General features: G+C 42.0%; 12 protein-coding genes. 11 read left to right on the top strand and 1 reads right to left on the bottom strand.

Annotated elements, in window-relative coordinates; translation table 11 throughout:
• Nucleotides 1–46: 46 nt before the first annotated feature.
• Nucleotides 47–3,313 (top strand): ATP-dependent nuclease subunit B, encoded by a 3,267-nt coding sequence (gene rexB / locus SST111_RS06685; RefSeq protein WP_099810442.1) that lies wholly within the window; start codon nt 47–49, stop codon nt 3,311–3,313.
• Nucleotides 3,313–6,966 (top strand): helicase-exonuclease AddAB subunit AddA, encoded by a 3,654-nt coding sequence (gene addA, locus SST111_RS06680; protein ID WP_180274034.1) that lies wholly within the window; start codon nt 3,313–3,315, stop codon nt 6,964–6,966. Before rexB ends, addA begins: the two co-directional genes overlap by 1 nt.
• 9 nt (nt 6,967–6,975) lie before the next feature.
• Here the strand turns inward: addA and plsY are convergent, their stop codons facing one another.
• The gene (plsY, locus tag SST111_RS06675) at nt 6,976–7,620 is read right to left on the bottom strand and encodes a glycerol-3-phosphate 1-O-acyltransferase PlsY (RefSeq protein ID WP_099810440.1); all 645 of its coding nucleotides are present in this window, start codon (nt 7,618–7,620) and stop codon (nt 6,976–6,978) included.
• Nucleotides 7,621–7,762: 142 nt separating this feature from the next.
• Between plsY and parE the strand changes: the two genes are divergently transcribed.
• The 9 genes from parE (at nt 7,763) to SST111_RS06630 (ending at nt 19,047) form a co-directional block, all read left to right on the top strand.
• The gene (gene parE, locus SST111_RS06670; protein ID WP_099810439.1) at nt 7,763–9,712 is read left to right on the top strand and encodes a DNA topoisomerase IV subunit B; all 1,950 of its coding nucleotides are present in this window, start codon (nt 7,763–7,765) and stop codon (nt 9,710–9,712) included.
• Nucleotides 9,713–9,735: 23 nt separating this feature from the next.
• Nucleotides 9,736–10,338, top strand: coding sequence for a protein adenylyltransferase Fic (gene fic, locus SST111_RS06665; RefSeq protein ID WP_099810438.1), 603 nt, complete (start codon nt 9,736–9,738; stop codon nt 10,336–10,338).
• Between the two features lie 32 nt (nt 10,339–10,370).
• Entirely contained in the window at nt 10,371–10,874 is a 504-nt protein-coding gene (locus SST111_RS06660; RefSeq protein ID WP_099810437.1) for a YkvA family protein, read from the top strand.
• A gap of 28 nt (nt 10,875–10,902) precedes the next feature.
• Nucleotides 10,903–11,463 (top strand): GTP pyrophosphokinase, encoded by a 561-nt coding sequence (locus SST111_RS06655; RefSeq protein WP_099810436.1) that lies wholly within the window; start codon nt 10,903–10,905, stop codon nt 11,461–11,463.
• Between the two features lie 3 nt (nt 11,464–11,466).
• Entirely contained in the window at nt 11,467–13,491 is a 2,025-nt protein-coding gene (locus SST111_RS06650) for an HsdM family class I SAM-dependent methyltransferase (protein ID WP_099810435.1), read from the top strand.
• A complete protein-coding gene (locus tag SST111_RS06645) occupies nt 13,434–14,648 on the top strand; it encodes a restriction endonuclease subunit S (protein ID WP_099810434.1) in 1,215 nt (404 codons plus the stop codon). The genes SST111_RS06650 and SST111_RS06645 overlap by 58 nt, the downstream gene beginning before the upstream one ends.
• The gene (locus tag SST111_RS06640) at nt 14,638–15,423 is read left to right on the top strand and encodes a hypothetical protein (protein ID WP_033875477.1); all 786 of its coding nucleotides are present in this window, start codon (nt 14,638–14,640) and stop codon (nt 15,421–15,423) included. Before SST111_RS06645 ends, SST111_RS06640 begins: the two co-directional genes overlap by 11 nt.
• A gap of 381 nt (nt 15,424–15,804) precedes the next feature.
• Nucleotides 15,805–18,258 (top strand): DNA topoisomerase IV subunit A, encoded by a 2,454-nt coding sequence (parC, locus tag SST111_RS06635; protein ID WP_099810433.1) that lies wholly within the window; start codon nt 15,805–15,807, stop codon nt 18,256–18,258.
• 171 nt (nt 18,259–18,429) lie between these two features.
• Entirely contained in the window at nt 18,430–19,047 is a 618-nt protein-coding gene (locus SST111_RS06630; protein WP_099810432.1) for a DUF4230 domain-containing protein, read from the top strand.
• Nucleotides 19,048–19,133: the final 86 nt, after the last annotated feature.

Below are 19,133 nucleotides of genomic sequence, written 5' to 3'. Positions count from 1 at the left end.
TGATATACTAGACATAGTATATTCAACGAAAGCATGAGAATTTGATATGAAATTAGTTTATACAGATATTCGCAATCCTCTGACGCAGTATTTAACGGATACCGCAGCAGAATTTGCTAAGGAAGGTAAGCGAGTTTTTTACATTGCTCCTAACTCTCTATCCTTTGAGATGGAACGCAAGGTCTTGGAATACCTGCCTGAACAGGCAACTTTTGATATTATCGTGACCCGTTTTGGGCAACTCGCTCGCTATTTGATGATTGATAAGAAAGAAACAGGTCAACCGCTGGATGATGTTGGTCTGGCTATGATTTTCTTTCGTGTTCTATCGCAATTTGAAGACGGCGACTTGAAAGTCTATGGTCGTTTACAGACAGATTTTGGGTTCATTAACCAGCTAGTTGCTTTATACAAAGAATTGCAACGGGCAAATATGTCTATTTTGGATTTGGAAGCTATGGAGTCACCAGATAAGCAGGTTGATTTGGTGAAGATTTTTCTGGCTGTAACAAGCATTTTGTCCAAAGAAGGCTTTGAGCATCAGTCTAAGTTAGCACAGCTGACGAGCTTGGTGGAAACTGGTCAGTTGGATGAGCAGTTGAAGAACATTGTGCTGGTGGTAGACGGATTTTCTCGTTTTTCGGCAGAAGAAGAAGCTTTAGTAAGTGCTTTAAATGAACGGGTGTCGGAAATCCTGATTGGTGTATATGCCAGTAAGAAAGCTGTGCAAGCCACCTATATTGAAGGGAACGTTTATCAAGCCAACGTTGACTTTTTGCGCCAGTTATCAGCACAGTTCCAGACCAAGGCTACATATATTGGTCAAGAGCCAGTCTTGGACAGTATTGGTAAATTTTCAAAGAATATGGAATCCGTTTACGATTACAGCGGTACCATGATAGAGCTTACTGAAGAAGACAAGAAAAAAATCCAACTCTGGGAAGTCGTCAACCAAAAAGAAGAAGTTGAGCAGGTAGCGACTGCAATTCGCCAGCATGTGCATCAAGGGGCTCGCTATAAAGAGATCTTGTTGCTCTTGGGTGATGTGGATAGCTACAAGTTGCAGATTGGCAAGATTTTTGACAAGTATGATATTCCTTACTATTTCGGCAAGGCAGAGGAGATGAGTCATCATCCCTTGGTCCATTTTGTGGAGTCCTTGGAGCGCTTGCGCCGCTATCGTTTCCGAGCGGAAGACTTGCTCAACCTCCTCAAATCTGGTTTGTACGCCAGCATTTCCCAAAAGGAGCTGGACCTATTTGAGTCTTACATCCTCTTTACGGATATGAAGGGGCAGGCTGCTTTTTCGAGGGCTTTTTCGGTCAATGGCAGAGCGGACTACGATGTTGAGACTATCAAGGAGAAGCGACTTGTCTATGATTTGAACGTCTTGGAACCCCTACGTGCTAAGATTATGGAACCTTTGAACCAGCTGTTTAAGGCTGGGCCACAATCTGGAACGGCCTTGCTTGAGAAGTTTATGGCATTTTTGGAGGCAATTGAGCTTCCTAAAAATATGGAAAATATGTCTCGAAATTTGAGTGAAGTAGAGCAAGAAAAAGAAGAACAGGTCTGGAAAAGTTTTACCCATATTCTAGAGAATTTTCATCAGATTTTCGGAAAAGAAAAATTGAAAATGGATGATTTTTTGGCTATTTTACAGGCTGGCATGCAGGCTAGTCACTATCGTACCGTTCCAGCAACGGTTGATGTAGTCAATATCAAATCCTATGATTTGATCGAGCCGCACACTGCTAAGTATGTTTATGCTATCGGAATGGGCCAGTCCAATTTTCCAAAAGTTGCTAAGAATACCAGTCTATTGACAGAAGAAGAGATGGAAAAAGTCAATCTTGTCTCGGCTAGTTCTTCACGTTTCGATTTGGTCAGCCGAGAGAATATCAAGAAGAACCACGCTGCCATGATGTCTCTGCTTAATGCTGCGACGGAACAGTTAGTTATTTCTACTCCTCAGATTTATAATGAAGGCGAAGATAGTCTCTCCCCTTATATCAAGATTCTCCAAAAAATGGGGTTGAAATCCGAAGAACGTGGTCGGATTAAAACACTTAGTCCACAAGACATCGGTCACTACAAGAGTCTCTTATCCCGTTTGATTGAGTCGGAAAGACCAAGCCTTGAAACAGAGGAGTGGAAAGGGCAGAGGGCCTTCTGGACAGTCTTGGTTCACCATTTGAAGAAGAAATTGGAGTCGCAAGGCATTGAAATTCCGACCATTACTGGCGAAATTACTTCTAAACAACTTTCAGATGAAACCTTGGCTGCTTTATATCCAGAGGATAAGCCGCTCAATCTTTCTGCATCCAGCTTGACCAATTTCTACAATAACCAATATCTTTACTTTGTCCGTAATGTTCTTCGCTTGCGGGAACAGGAATCCATCCATCCGACTGCCTTTCAGCATGGTTTGTTCTTGCATCGGATTTTTGAACGAGTGGTCATGGACCAATCTGAGCTAGATTTTGATCAAAAAGTGGACAAGGCAATCCTGCGTACGCGTGACGAGGCAGAATTTGCTATGTTTTATAACCAAGATGCGGATGCTCGTTATACGGAGGAGGTGCTGGATAAGATTGCTCGTTCCAGTGCGACTATTTTGCGGGATAATGATTTGGTGGAAATTGATGGTCAGGAAAAGAGTTTTCGTCAGGATAAGGCGCTGGTTTTTGACCTTCAAAATGGCAAGAGTGTACATGTAAATGGTACCATTGACCGCTTGGATACCTTACAAATCAATCAGGCTGTCGGTGTTGTGGATTACAAGTCCAGCGACCAATCTTTTTCAGTTGGGGATTTTTACAATGGTCTCAAACCTCAGTTGGTGACCTACTTGGCAGCCTTACAAGAGCTGGATGAAACCAAGGATAAACCTGTTTTTGGAGCTATGTATTTGCATTTGCAGGATCCGATTATCAAATTAAAAGACACGAAGAATTTAGAACAGCTAGAAGGAGCTGCCAATACGAGCTTGGTTTACAAGGGGCTTTTCTTGAAGGAGGAAAGTCTGGGGCTCAATCATTTTTATCAGACTCGTAACCAACTCTACACGGAAGATGAGTTTGCGGTTTTATTGAACCACAACCAAAAACTCTACCAACAAGCTGCAAAGGACATCCTGGATGGTCGCTTTGCTATTAACCCTTATACCAAAGATGAGCGTTCGGTGGCAGGTGAGCAGCTGAAGGCAATCACTGGTTTTGAGGCGGATCGGCACATGGGCATGGCGCGGCGGTTGGTAAAAGAGGCCAAGCGTCAAGATTGGATGGAACGAATGAAAGGAGGTCAGGACTAATGGCTTTTGAACAATTTTTAAGCGCGGAAGAAATCAAGGCTGTGCAGCTGGCGGAAGCCAATTCTGATAAGCAACAAAAACGCACACCTGAGCAGATTGAAGCCATCTACACGCACGGTCAGAATGTTCTGGTCTCTGCATCGGCTGGGTCAGGAAAGACCTTCGTTATGGTTCAACGGATTTTGGATAAGTTGAAGCGTGGTGTGGGAATCGACCAGCTCTTTATCTCGACCTTTACAGTCAAAGCGGCTGGTGAATTGAAGGAGCGGATAGAGAAAAATCTCAATGAAACCATTGCGGAGACGACCGATATGGAATTGCGCCGGCATTTGTCTGCCCAGTTGGCGGATTTGACTAAAGCGGATATTGGGACCATGGACTCCTTTACGCAGAAACTGGTCACAACCTATGGTTATAGCCTTGGTATTTCTCCGCAGTTTCGGATTTTACAGGATGAGACAGAAAAAGCGAGTCTGAAAAAAGAGGTTTTTGATCAGCTCTTTGCAGATTATCTTGAAGAGGATGAAAATGGTGCATTCCGCAAACTGGTTCGCAATTTTTCGGGCAACCGCAAGGATAATAGTGGTTTTCGTCAGGTTGTTTATCAGGTGCATGATTTTAGCCAATCGACGAGCAGTCCAACTAAATGGCTGAAAGAGCAGGCTGTTCAAGCTGATTTGTACAGTCAGGAGTGTATAGAGCAGATCTTAGAGCAAGGATTTAAGGAAAAAGTTCTAGACCAGCTCTATCAAGCTACAGATTTCTTCCGCTACCATGTGGAATGGGGCAGAAATGACTTTGGTTCCGCCAAGTATTTTGCCAATGTGGAAGAAGTCTTGGATTTGTTGACAGGTTTAGATAGTCTGGACCAGAAGGACTTGATGGATCGGGTTGAAAGAATTCTTCTCATCAATGACCAGTCTAGAGGTAAAGGTTTGACAAATACCAATCGACCAAAAGATGAGCATTTGATAGCCTTTAAAGAAGAATACAATACTGGCAAGAGCCAGATTATCTCAGGACTACGAGATTTGGGTCAGGAAGTTTATGAATTGACCCTGCTGAAAGATTATCAGGTTCAAGCTTTGCCACTGCTTGTATTATTACGTGACTTTGTCTTGGATTTTTCGCAGGTTTATCTGGATGTCAAAATCAAGGAAGCAGCCTTTGAATTTGGCGATATTGGGCATTTCGCTATTCGTATTTTAGAAGAAAATGCGGACATTCGCCAGTTTTTCCAAGAAAAATACCACGAAGTCATGGTGGACGAGTACCAGGATAACAACCATAGCCAAGAGCGAATGCTGGACCTGCTGTCTAACGGTCACAACCGCTTTATGGTGGGCGATATTAAGCAGTCCATTTATCGATTCCGTCAGGCGGATCCGATGATTTTTCAAGAGAAATTTGAACTGTATCAGGCAAATCAAGAAGCCGGAAAATTGATTTTGCTCAAGGAAAACTTCCGTAGTCAGATTGAGGTCTTGGAGGCAACAAATGCTATTTTCACGCGCCTGATGGACCGTCAAGTAGGAGAAATCAAGTATGACGACACCCACAGTCTAGTGGCTGGTAGTCCTGGTCAAAAAATTGCCCAGCCCAAGCATGAGATGGAATATTTGATTTACGACCAGCAGGAGAGCGCACATTCTTCAACGGATGCTGAGGAAGAAACAACTCTGACTGCTGGTGAAATTGAGGTCGTTGTAAAAGAGATTATTCGTCTTCACAATGAAGAAGGAGCTGACTTCAAGGACATCACTCTCTTGGTACAAAAGCGGACGCACAATGACCTCATTATGTCCATTTTTGAAAAACATGGGATTCCAATTGTGACAGATGGCGGAGCAGCCTCCTATCTGCAATCTTTAGAAGTCATGATCATGCTGGATACCTTGCGGGTTATCAATAATCCACTCAATGACTATGCCTTGGTTGCCCTTCTAAAATCGCCTATGTTCCGATTCGATGAGGATGAGCTGACACGGATTTCCTTGCAGGCTGGGACAGGTTTCTTTTACCAGAAAATGGAAATAGCCCAGCAAGCAAGTGGGCAACATCCTGAACTGATGTCAGGAGAGTTGAAGAAGAAAATCAAGGATTTCTTGTCTATTTTGGAAAACTGGCGTGCCTATGCCAAATTGCATTCTATTTATGACCTGATTTGGAAGATTTTCAATGAAAAATTCTACTATGACTATGTCGGTGCTCTTCCAAATGGCAGCAAGCGTCAGGCCAATCTATATGCACTAGGTCTGCGTGCCAACCAGTTTGAAAAAACAGGCTACAAGGGCTTGTCCCGCTTCATCGCCATGATTGACCGTGCCTTAGCAAATGACAAGGATTTGGCAGATGTACAAGAGTTTCTACCGCAAAATGCTGTACAGCTTATGACTATTCACAAGTCAAAAGGTCTGGAGTTCAAATATGTCTTCCTCATGAACATCGATAAGCGATTCAACTTGGAAGACCATTACCGGTCAGTCATTATCAGCCGGAAAAATGGTCTAGGTATTCAATATTTAGCGGATATGAAAGATAAGGTAAGTAGCCCATTGCCTCAGGTGCGAGTCTTAATGAACACCTTTCCTTATCAAAATAATCTCCAAGAGCTAAAAATTGCCAATCTTTCAGAACAAATGCGGTTGCTCTATGTCGCACTAACGCGTGCCGAGAAGAAGCTGTATCTGGTTGGAAAGGGTAATGCTGACAAGTTAGCTGAAAAATACGATGGTAAGAAGGAAGATGGCGTACTTGCCCAATCAACTCGTGAAAGTATGGCGACCTTCCAAGACTGGATTCTAGCCATTGATGAGGCCTTCTCAGGAGATGACTTGCACTTCAAGAAAGTCTTTGTGACGGATGAGGATTTGACAGAGGAGAAGATTGGTAAACTTACATTGAAGAGTAAACTAGAAGATGCCAGCCTTAAAGATATTCGTCAATCAGAAGACATCGCCCAGGCCTTGGACCAGTTGTCTTCTGTTCAAGAGTTGAACGAACGCTATAAGGCTGCCATTGAATTGCCAAGTTTACGGACTCCAAGTCAAATCAAGAAACTCTATGAGCCTATTTTGGAACAAGAAGGCATGGAAGTTATGGAAAAATACCAGCCAAAACGGACCTTCAACTTGCCAGATTTTTCCAAGAAACCAAAAATCACTGGAGCCCAAGTTGGTTCAGCAGTCCATGAACTCATGCAACGTTTGGACTTGTCTTGGTTGGTGACAGAAGATACGGTAAGAGAAGCCCTAGATGCTGTTCATACTGAGCAAGCGGTTAAAGATAAAATCAATGTTCATATGATTTTAGATTTCTTTGATACAGACTTAGGAAGAGAAATTCTAGCCAATACGGACAAACTCCACCGAGAAGCTCCATTTGCAAGTTTGCAGACTGATTCTGTATCTCAGGAAAACTTTGTCCTTCGTGGGATTATCGATGGCTACCTACTATATGATGATCATATTGTCCTCTTTGATTACAAGACAGACAAATATGACCAACCAAGCCAACTCAGCCAACGTTACCAAGCTCAAATGCAACTCTATACCGAGGCATTGAAAAAAGCCTACAAGATAGATCGTGTAGACTGCCATTTGATTTTGCTTGGTGGGGAGAGAATAGAAGTGGTCGAAGTCAAGGTAAACTAAAAGCGAGTACTAAGCTCGCTTTTTCTGTTTGGTTAGATTGAGTCCAAATGGGACAAGATTTTCTTCTTTTTTCAAAATCCGCTGGATATTTTCCTTGTGACGGATGATGACAAAACTGCCAAGAAATACGATAATCACTGTAAAGAGCCAGTCGTAGCTTGGTAGGATGATTCCTATTGCTGGAAATAGCAGAGCTCCTAAGATGGCTAAGGCTGCTGCTAAGACGCTAGAGAAGGAAACCATGGATGTCAAGTATAGTGAGCTAGCAAAGATTAGAACGAGATAGAGGCAGAAGGCAGGAGCAAATCCCATTAACATACCAGCAGATGTTGCAACCGCCTTTCCACCTTTGAATTGGGCAAAGATAGGGAAAGTGTGCCCCAGTACAGCCATTAACCCAAATACAATCGGAGAAATTCCTTGGGCATGAAAGATCAGCGGAAGCAAGGCTGCCAAAGTTCCCTTGAGAAAATCAATTACAAATACAATCGTACCAGCCTTTGGACCTAAAATACGGAATGTGTTGGTTGTTCCAGTATTTCCCGAACCATGTTCACGAATGTTGATATTGAAAAAAGTTTGACCTATCCAAAGTCCTGACGGGATAGATCCCAATAAATATGCAATAAATAGTAAAATAAGATTGACTAACATGTTTTCATTATAGCATATTTTCTTCTAATTTAGTCCAAAATCATATTTTGTAAGCTGTCTCAGCCGATAGGAAACAGAAAAATTTTGCAAAAATGCTGAAAAACTTGTAATATAGTAAGGATGACAAGTATGGAGGTCAATTTTGACTAAGAAAGAGATTAACATAAATAACTATAATGATGATGCCATTCAGGTGTTGGAAGGGCTGGATGCCGTTCGCAAACGCCCTGGTATGTACATCGGATCAACAGATGGAAATGGCTTGCACCACATGGTCTGGGAGATTGTCGATAACGCTGTCGATGAAGCCCTGTCTGGTTTCGGTGATCGGATTGATGTGACCATTAACAAGGACGGCAGCCTCTCTGTGTCTGACTGTGGACGTGGGATGCCTGTCGGTATGCACGCTACAGGCAAGCCAACCGTCGAAGTCATCTTCACCGTTCTCCACGCAGGTGGTAAGTTCGGTCAGGGCGGCTACAAGACCTCAGGAGGTCTCCACGGGGTTGGTTCTTCGGTGGTCAATGCCCTGTCTAGCTGGTTGGAAGTTGAGATTTCCCGTGACGGAGCTGTTTACAAGCAACGATTTGAGCAGGGCGGAAAGCCAGTCACGACTTTAGAGAAGATTGGCACCGCTCCAAAATCAAAAACAGGTACAAAAGTTACCTTTATGCCTGACGATACCATCTTCTCAACGATTGATTTCAAGTTCAACACCATTGCCGAACGCCTGAAAGAATCAGCCTTCTTGCTCAAACAAGTCACCATGACCCTGACAGATGAGCGGACTGGTGAGCAGGAAGAGTATCACTATGAAAATGGTGTCCAGGACTTTGTATCTTACCTCAACGAAGATAAGGAAACTCTGACACCTGTCCTCTATTTTGAAGGAGAAGATGCAGGTTTCCAAGTCCAAGTGGCCATGCAGTACAATGACGGTTATTCAGACAATATCCTGTCTTTCGTTAACAACGTTCGGACCAAGGACGGCGGTACCCACGAAACAGGTCTCAAACTAGCCATTACCAAGGCCATGAACGACTATGCCCGCAAGACCAACTTGCTCAAGGAAAAGGACAAGAACTTGGAAGGCTCTGACTACCGCGAGGGTCTGTCTGCAGTCCTCTCTATCCTTGTCCCAGAAGAGCATTTGCAGTTTGAAGGGCAGACCAAGGACAAGCTGGGAAGTCCACTTGCTCGTCCTGTGGTGGACGGGATTGTATCGGATAAGCTAACCTTCTTCCTATTGGAAAATGGCGAGTTAGCATCTAATCTAGTCCGTAAGGCTATTAAGGCGCGTGACGCCCGCGAGGCTGCGCGTAAGGCGCGTGACGAATCCCGAAATGGTAAGAAAAACAAGAAGGACAAGGGCCTCCTATCAGGAAAATTAACCCCAGCCCAGTCTAAAAATCCAGCCAAAAACGAACTCTATCTGGTCGAGGGAGATTCGGCCGGAGGCTCTGCCAAACAGGGCCGTGACCGCAAGTTTCAAGCCATTCTACCCTTGCGAGGTAAGGTGATTAACACTGCCAAGGCAAAAATGGCGGACATTCTTAAAAATGAAGAAATCAACACCATGATTTACACCATCGGTGCAGGTGTTGGATCAGATTTCACGATCGAAGATGTCAACTATGACAAGATTATTATCATGACCGATGCGGATACCGACGGTGCCCACATTCAGACTCTCTTGCTGACTTTCTTCTATCGCTATATGCGACCATTGGTAGAAGCAGGACGGGTTTACATTGCCCTTCCACCCCTCTACAAGATGTCAAAAGGCAAGGGCAAGACAGAAAAGATTGCTTATGCTTGGTCTGACGGGGAATTAGAAGATCTCCGCAAGGACTTTGGCAAGGGTTTTATCCTCCAACGCTACAAGGGTCTTGGTGAGATGAATGCCGATCAGCTCTGGGAAACAACCATGAACCCTGAAACTCGTACCCTTATTCGTGTCACCATTGAAGACCTGGCCCGTGCTGAACGCCGTGTATCCGTCCTCATGGGCGACAAGGTCGAGCCACGCCGCAAGTGGATAGAGGACAATGTCAAGTTTACATTGGAGGAAGCGACAGCTTTTACCAAATAATCTCAGGGAAGTTGAGGTGCCATATGGTTTTAGAAAATAAATTGGGGATTGAAAATGCGGCTGAATTAGCCCGTCTTGAAGAACAAATCAGCAAGAAAAAAGCAGCCCTCTTGTTCGAAACTAGTCAACTGTTCCAGATAGAAGTTGGGACTTTTGCAGGTTTGGCACACATTCATCAGGCTTTATTTAAGGATATTTATGACTTTGCAGGGAAAATTCGCGATGTCAACATTGCCAAAGATAATTTTCAATTTGCTCCACGAATCTTTCTTGAGCAGTCTTTGGCCTTTATTGACAAGCTACCTCATGAAACCTTTGACGAAATCGTTGAAAAATATGCGGATATGAACATTGCACATCCCTTCCGAGAAGGAAATGGACGCAGTATGCGTATCTGGTTGGATTGTATGCTACGGGATAGTTTGGGCAAGGTGGTTGATTGGAATAGTATTGATAAAGATGACTATTTCAATGCGATGATTAGAAGTCATGTATCAACAGGCGAGCTTAAATATTTATTATTGAAGGCATTAACAGAGAACCTTGATCAAGCAACATATTTCAAAGGCATCGACCATTCTTATTACTATGAGGGCTATAACCTTTATCGTACTGAGGATTTGTAAATTTAGCATAAGCAAATGATGTGAGGTGTTTTATGCCATTAAGAGTAAAATTAACTGACCGTTTTCAAAAACAGTTGACGGAATGGGCTCGAAAGCGCAAGCCATTTAAAAACAAACAGGAATTGGAAGAAAAGTTTGACCAGGCGCTTGAATCTTGGAAATCGTCCAAGACAAGAGAACGGGCAGAGGTATTACTGTCAGACCAAGGGAAATTGGAACATTTTCTGCAAGATATCGAGAAGAAATTGGCACGTTTGCCGTTTGGTGGAGATAAGTTTGCGGCTATTCCAGGCTTGATTTCCATGGTGCGAAGCTATATCCGTAGAGATTACAATAAGTTACCCAAAGGGACAATCCTCGCAATTATAGGTGCTTTGATTTATTTTTTCAGTCCTATTGATGCCTTACCAGATTTCATCCTTGGAGCAGGTCTACTTGACGATGCCTTTGTTCTTGGTACCTGCTTAAAACTCATCAAGTCAGACTTAAGCGACTTCCGTGACTGGCAAGCAAGCCAGCACAAGCTAGAAGAGTAGCTCTGCTATTTTCAAAAGGAGAAAGAAGATGTTAGAGAAAGTTGAACGATTAATCAGTGAAATTAACCGTATTCATCTGGAGTATTCAAAGGATTATTTTGAAACAGGTAAGGTTGAAAAAGTCAATCTTAAGCATACCTTTGCCAAGGTACCTACTCAGCCTATTCTGACCTATCGGCTCAACTTACACGAGGCTATCAATGACTATTTGATGCGTGCAGATGTCAAGGATATTGCCTATTTTTATCGTGTCAAAACATCAGAATCGATTTTGGATAAGATTGAGCGTTTTAAGGAGAGAAGCGAGGGCTATCCTGTCAACTCCATTCTCAATGATATTTTCGGTGCTCGTATGATTTTGACTTCTGAGGAAATCGCGGAGGTCATGGAGCGTCTGGATAACTGGCAGGAAAAATATGGACTGAAAAACTGGTACCTGCGAGATAAGGACGACTATGTCGGCATTCATATCTATTTTAAAAATAAGAGTAATTTTTATTATCCGTGGGAATTGCAACTGTGGGATGAGAAGGATGTAGAAGGCAATATTGCTAGTCATATTAAGTATAAAAGGAAGTTTGTGGGGTAAAAAATGGAGTGGAAATTAGAGTCAGATGTTAATGACTGGGTAAAAGGTCAGTTAGACCGTATTGGATTACGAAAGTTGCAAGACTACAATGAAGAATCAGGTATGAGCTCCTATATGAAAGAGGCTCTGAGGGGGTCTGCGAAAACGGAGTCTAAAGCTAATTTTGGTAAACCAGACTTTCATGTAGAAAAATATAGTCGCCCTGTTATCTTTGAAAATAAATTCTCAGCAAAAAAATTACTTGCTGAAAATAAAGACGGTATTAAACAAGATGATAGTTCAGTTTCTGCTTACGCAGTGAATGGTTCTCTTTACTATGCTCGGAACATGATTGCTTCTGGGAAATACAGTGAAGTCTTTGCGATTGGCGTTGCTGGTGACAATGAAGAAAATGTTGTATTCAAAGTTTACTACGTTTTCGGTTCGGCATTGAATGCTTATAAAGAATTGACCGCTGTTCAATCGCTTGATTTTCTTGAAAATGAAAAAAGTTTTGAAACTTTCTATAAAAATGCTGTTCTGACAGAAGAAGAAAAACATCAGATTTTAATTGATAGTCAAGCTGTCTTGCAAAGTTATGCCAAGAAACTCAATCGCTTGATGCACAATCACAATATTACTGCTCCACAACGAGTTCTTTATGTATCTGGTATGCTTTTGGCCATGCAAGATATCGAAATGCTTACTCCAAATGGTGAAAAAATAAAGTTAGATGACGGTTTAGTTCCTGACAATTTATTAGGAAAGCAAGTCAAGGACAAGCATGATGGCGAATTGATTGTAACGCATATTTCAAATTTCCTAGAAAACAGAGGGATTGAGAAAACCAAGCGTGACTTGATGATTTCTTCTTTCAAGGAAATTTCAAAAGATGCTCAGCGTGACGAAAAGACAGACCTTGATAAAGAAGTTGCCAAGTTGATTGATGGTCAGGCAAGTGTGACCAAACAAATTTTCACCTTTATCTATGAATACATTTTCAAAGCTATTGACGGTTTAGGTGGCCATATTGATATTATGGGGGAAATGTACTCTGAGTTTCTCAAGTATGCCCTTGGAGATGGTAAGGAAATTGGGATTGTCTTAACGCCGCCTTATGTGACTAAGATGATGTCACAGATTTTAGCGATTAAAAAAGATAACAAAGTTATGGACTTGGCGACAGGTTCTGCAGGTTTCCTGATTTCTGCAATGGAATTGATGATAGATGATGCTAATGCTATCTTTGGTAAGGCGACCACGGCCGCAAATGAAGCTATTGATGCACTCAAGAAAAACAATCTTCTCGGTGTTGAGCTAAATGCAGAGATGTTTACCTTGGCTGCGACCAACATGATTTTACGCGGTGATGGTTCGAGTCGTATTGAGAAAGGTTCAGCCTTTAACCGCCCAGAAAGTCTTTTTGAAAACTTTAAGGCTGACCGTCTTTTGTTGAATCCACCTTTTTCTTACGATGAAAACGGGCTACCTTTCTTAGAACATGGTCTTGAGAAGATGGAAAAAGGTGGCTTAGGTGCGATTATCATCCAAGATTCAGCAGGCTCTGGTAAAGCTACAAAGACAGCCCAATCTATTCTTAGAAAGCATACCATGCTTGCTTCAATCAAGATGCCAGTAGATCTTTTCGTGCCAATGGCAGGAGTGCAGACCTCTATTTATATTTTTGAAGCTAAGACCCCTCACGATGTAGAACGCCCTGTCAAATTCATTGACTTCAGAAATGATGGCTACAAGCGCGCTAAACGTGGTATTTCAGAAGTAGATAGCCCTGTTCAACGTTATCAAGATATCATCAAGATTTACAAGGCAGGTAGTCGGGCTAAAGTTGAGGCGGACTGGGATTTGGATGCTGTCTATATAGAGGATTTTATCAGTCTAAATGGTAATGATTGGAATTTTGAGCAACACCAAGTCATTGATACTAAGCCAACCTTAGAGGATTTCAAAAAGACCGTTGCTGACTACCTTTCTTGGGAAGTGACCCAACTCCTCCAGCAAAAAGGGGAAGACGCTACAAAAAAGCCCTAAGCCCTCGCCTAGCCAAACTAGACAAAGAGTTTGAAGAGGCAGGGGGAGAGTGGCGGGAGTATCCTGTTTCTAAGTTGTTTAAAATTGAAAACACACTTAGTTTTAATAAGGATATGCTTACAGAGGGTGATGGATATGATTATGTTACACGAACTTCTCAAAATCAGGGTATTTTACAGTCAACAGGATTTGTCAACCAAGAAAATGTTAATGATGCAGGTGTGTGGAGCTTAGGTCTGTTACAAATGGATTTTTTCTATCGCAATAAACCTTGGTATGCAGGGCAGTTTGTTCGCAAGGTAATCCCTTTAATATCAATGACACGACACTATGTTTTTTACTTCCAAACTTTACTAAATAAATTAAAGCCAAAATTGCTATCTGGGCTTGTACGAGATGTTGATGAAACTTTTTTATCATCGTACTTTATATTGCCGATAAAAAATGGTAAAATTGATTTTCAATATATTGAAAACTACATAAAGGCGCTCGAGGCTGAACGCATCGAGACGCTCGAGGCTTACCTAACAGTAACTGGACTTAAAGATTATCACCTTACAAAAAATGATGAGAAAATACTTGACACATTCACCAAACTGACCGATACTGAGAGTAGAGTAGAGTATTTGGGTATATTGTCGCCATCTCCAGTTTCGATGAGAACACTCTTTCCATCAATCCATCAAGGGCGACGCTTAAAGAAAGATGATCAAATTCAAGGTGATTTACCCTTTGTTATGGCTGGTACAACCAATACAGGCATAGTTGGTAAGATTGGTAATGATGTGAGAAAATTTCCAAAACATTCAATTACAATTGATATTTTTGGAAATACATTTTATCGAGGGTATGAATTTGGAGCTGGTGATGATACTGGTGTATTTTGGAACTCAGAAAATACTCAACCGAAATCTTTATTGTATTTGAAAACAATTATTGAGAAACAGTTGCTTGGTAAGTATGATTTTGGACATAAACTTAGGGCATCACAAACATACGATATGGAATTTCAAATTCCTACCCAAAACAATCGACCTGATTATACCTTCATGTCCGACTTCATCAAAGTTATTGAAAAACTGGTAATTAAAGACTTGGTTGAATGGACAGACAAGAAAATTCAAGCGACAAAAGAGGTTGTGAGATATGGTGAATAATGTATTTTCTTATCAAAATAGGGTTAATCAAATTGAAGAAATGTTAAGCGGTTATAACCAATTAAAACAGCTGGCAGGTAATCCGCTCATTCAGATTTCACAAAACCTAACTAAGACTTTGGAGAGTTCTTTGGTTGTCGCAATCTATTCTTTGTCTGAACAGTTACTTAAATATTCTATCTATTCAATTTTAGAAATTGAATTTGAAGAAGAGAGAAAGACTGCAAAGGATAAATTTATTTTAAAGCAGATGCCGATAGAAAATTTTCCGATTACTCCAACACTTGACAGAATAAAAAAAGAAATAAAAGTCTACTCCTCGGAATTTAAACTATTTCTACCTGCTAGCTGTGAAAATTATAAGAATGCTTACATTGAGCTATTGAATGCCAGACATGAGTTCGCACATGCAAATAATCATACAGATGATATTGATTTTTTGAGTGCATTAAAATTTATAGAATATCTCAAATTGCAATATGAAGAATTTGAAGGACGAGGATACATAAATAAAATAAGCCTTTTATCAGAACAATTAGCCAAATTTAGAAAAATTGATAATTATCAAGGATTTGAGTGTCTATATCTAAGCAAAAAATCTAATTTGGATACCCTGGTACGTGAAATTGATACCATGTTTAATACGGATACTAAATACGATATTGATTATTTGAATGACATACTAGAGGTGTTGAATGATATTTATAAAGAATTTCAGTTTATAAATGAGGATAATTTTGCTAGTGATTTCTCGCCTCTTTTAGAGAAGTTATAAAAATTATGGCTCAGCATTAACATTTTGCTACGGCATGCAAGCGAGCGTGAGCGAGCCCAAAAAGGATAATCGCCGCCGTAGTGAAAGAAGCTAATAACAAGGTTATTAGCTTCAGGGAAGTTGGAAGACTTTGGCTTCTAACTTAGGAATGGAACTCCGCAGGAGGTCTCTTCCGTCCCCACTACCTAAGGCGATTATCAAAAAAAGTAAAAAAGAAAGATAAACTTTCCGTCAAGAAACAAAGAAAGGAATGTTCAGTTAGTAGAAACAACTGAACACGCCCTAAAGACTGTGTCAAAAAGATAAATCGTCTTGAAAATCAGGATTTTCTGCTGATTTCCTATTTTGACTTTGTCTTTTACGGGCTTTGTATCTTAATTTATGTCTAACATTCAAAACATGTCCCTTGAGGACATTATGGGAGAGCGTTTTGGTCGCTACTCCAAATACATTATTCAGGAGCGGGCATTGCCGGACATTCGTGACGGTCTAAAGCCCGTGCAACGTCGGATTCTTTATTCTATGAATAAGGACGGCAACACCTTTGACAAGGGCTATCGTAAGTCTGCCAAGTCAGTCGGTAATATCATGGGGAATTTCCACCCGCACGGTGATTTCTCTATTTATGATGCCATGGTCCGCATGAGTCAGGACTGGAAAAACCGCGAGATTTTGGTGGAGATGCATGGAAATAACGGTTCCATGGACGGCGATCCGCCTGCGGCTATGCGTTACACCGAGGCTCGTCTATCGGAAATGGCTGGCTATCTCTTGGCTGACATCGAGAAAAAGACGGTGCCATTTGCTTGGAATTTTGATGATACGGAAAAAGAACCCACTGTGCTACCAGCTGCCTTCCCTAATCTCTTGGTTAATGGAGCGACAGGAATTTCAGCTGGGTACGCGACTGACATCCCGCCACATAATTTGGCTGAGGTCATTGATGCTGTTGTCTATATGATTGACCATCCGACTGCTAAGTTAGAAAAGCTGATGGAGTTCTTGCCTGGGCCAGACTTCCCAACAGGTGCCATTATTCAAGGGGCTGACGAAATCAAGAAAGCCTATGAGACTGGTAAGGGCCGTGTCGTAGTCCGCAGTCGTTGTGAAATCGAACAACTGAAAGCTGGTAAGAAACAGATTGTCATTACCGAGATTCCTTATGAAGTCAACAAGGCTGTTCTGGTTAAGAAGATTGATGATGTCCGTGTCAACAACAAGGTGCCTGGCATTGCTGAGGTGCGTGATGAGTCAGACCGGACAGGTCTGCGGATTGCCATTGAGCTGAAAAAAGACAGCGATGAGCAAACCATTCTCAACTATCTTTACAAGTACACCGACCTGCAAATCAATTATAACTTCAACATGGTGGCTATTGATAACTTCACACCGCGTCAGGTTGGCTTGCAGAAGATTTTGTCTAGCTACATTGCCCACCGCCGTGAGATTATCATTGCCCGTTCTAAGTTTGACAAGGAAAAAGCTGAAAAACGCCTCCATATCGTAGAAGGCTTGATTCGTGTTATTTCCATTTTGGACGAGGTTATTGCCCTTATTCGTGCTTCTGAAAATAAGGCCGATGCTAAGGAAAACTTGAAAGTCAGCTATGAGTTTAGCGAGGAACAGGCAGAAGCTATCGTGACCTTGCAACTCTACCGCTTGACCAATACCGATATTGTGACTTTGGAAAACGAAGAAGCAGCCCTACGCGAGCAGATTCAGACCTTGGCAGCCATTATCGGCGATGAGCGGACCATGTTCAATCTGATGAAGAAAGAACTGCGTGAGGTTAAGAAGCAGTTTGGCAATCCTCGTTTGAGTGAATTGCAGGATCAGGCAGAAGCGATTGAGATTGACACCGCCAGCTTGATTGTCGAAGAAGAAACCTTTGTCAGCGTGACCAAGGCAGGCTATATCAAACGGACCAGTCCTCGTTCTTTCAATGCCTCAACCCTTGAAGAAATGGGCAAACGAGAGGATGACCAGTTGATTTTCTTGCAGAATGCCAAGACAACCCAGCACCTCTTGCTCTTTACCAATCTTGGAAATGTCATCTACCGACCTGTCCATGAACTGACAGATATTCGTTGGAAAGACATTGGTGAACACCTGAGCCAGACCCTGATGAACTTTGACACCAATGAAGAGGTTATCTTCGCTGAACTGGTTGAGAATTTTGAAGAGGGCACTTATTTCGCGGTGACTAAATACGGTCAAATCAAACGTGTAGAGCGGAAGGAATTTACTCCATGGCGGACTTACAAGTCCAAGTCAACCAAGTATGCCAAACTCAAAGATGCAGAGGATGTGGTCATAACTGTATCGCCTGTGGTCTTGGATGACATCATGCTCATCACAGAAAAGGGCTACGCTCTGCGATTTAACATCGAAGAAGTGCCAATCATCGGTGCCAAGGCGGCCGGTGTCAAGGCGGTCAACCTCAAGGATGGGGATGTGGTGGCTGCGGCCTTTATCAGCAACACGAGCTCTGTCTATCTTCTGACCCAGCGTGGTAGCCTTAAGCGGATGGCTACGGAGGAAATCCCTGTGACCAGCCGTGCCAAGCGTGGTTTGCAGGTGCTTCGCGAACTCAAGGCTAAGCCTCACCGTGTCTTTGCGGCGGGTCCAGTCTTGACGGACCAGGGTGATTTTGACCTCTTTAGCACAGCAAATGAAGATGAAACGACTAGCCAAATCCTTCACGTGCAGTCCAAAACGGGCAAACTCTATGAGGTTGATGTGACCCAGCTCAGCCTGTCTGAACGCACTAGCAACGGCAGCTTCATTTCGGATACCATTTCCGATGAAGAAGTCTTCAGAGCCTGGATTGATTAGGTATTTAGAATGAAAAAGAAATTCCTTATTTTGTTCACTATCTTAGTACTGATAGTCCTTGCCATGAAAGTCTTTCCTACCTTTGAGGACTGGCTTCACCAGCTGACTGGTTGGTACTAATCGAGGCCTGTAAGGCAGTCTTTTTGCTATACTGTAGGGGAGGTAAATTTTATGAAAATTATCAAATTATTTTTAAATATAAAAGTCTATCTATGGCTTGTTCTGTCTTTCCTTCTGTTATTGTGTGGTGTATGGGGATACGGCTACATTTCTGGTGAAAAGAGTAATCAGCAGGAAGTGAGTGTCCATGCGGCTATTGAGTCTGTCGAGCAAGTCAATGAACTAGTATTTCTAAATACAGCTGTCCAGAAAATTGTGACCGCTAAAAACTACACGGTCTTATTTGGTCAAGAAATGCCCTTCTCAGAAAAATCAGCCCTCTTAATTATCAAGTACAAGGCAAAATTTGGTATCAAAAGTCCTGTATCCATTGAACATCTTTCTGAAAATCGGTACAAAATTACCCTTCCAGCCTTTAAAGTCATTGGATTGGAATTCGATGCAGAAGAGCCTTATACCTTATATGATAAGAGTGGTGAGATACTGAGTTTTGCGACAGAAGAAATCGATACTGCCCAACTTATCACAGATGAATTTCAGTCAGCAGAACAAGAAACGTTTCTAGCAGATTATCAGGAAGACATAAAAGAGTCAGCCAAAAACTACTATCAAAATTTATTTAGTGCTATCTCACCTGAAATTCAACTAGAATTTGTTTTTAAAGAGTAAGAGTCTGGTTTACCCAATGTCATTAAGTTAAGCATTTAAACAATTAAAGGAACTATTCCCGTCTGAGCAGTTTATGACCAAACGGG

The organism is Streptococcus suis YS161 (assembly GCF_002760245.1).
GTDB classification, from domain to species: Bacteria; Bacillota; Bacilli; order Lactobacillales; family Streptococcaceae; genus Streptococcus; species Streptococcus suis_I.
The sequence above is the reverse complement of the archived record's forward strand: the minus strand, read 5'-3'. Positions and strand labels throughout refer to the sequence as shown.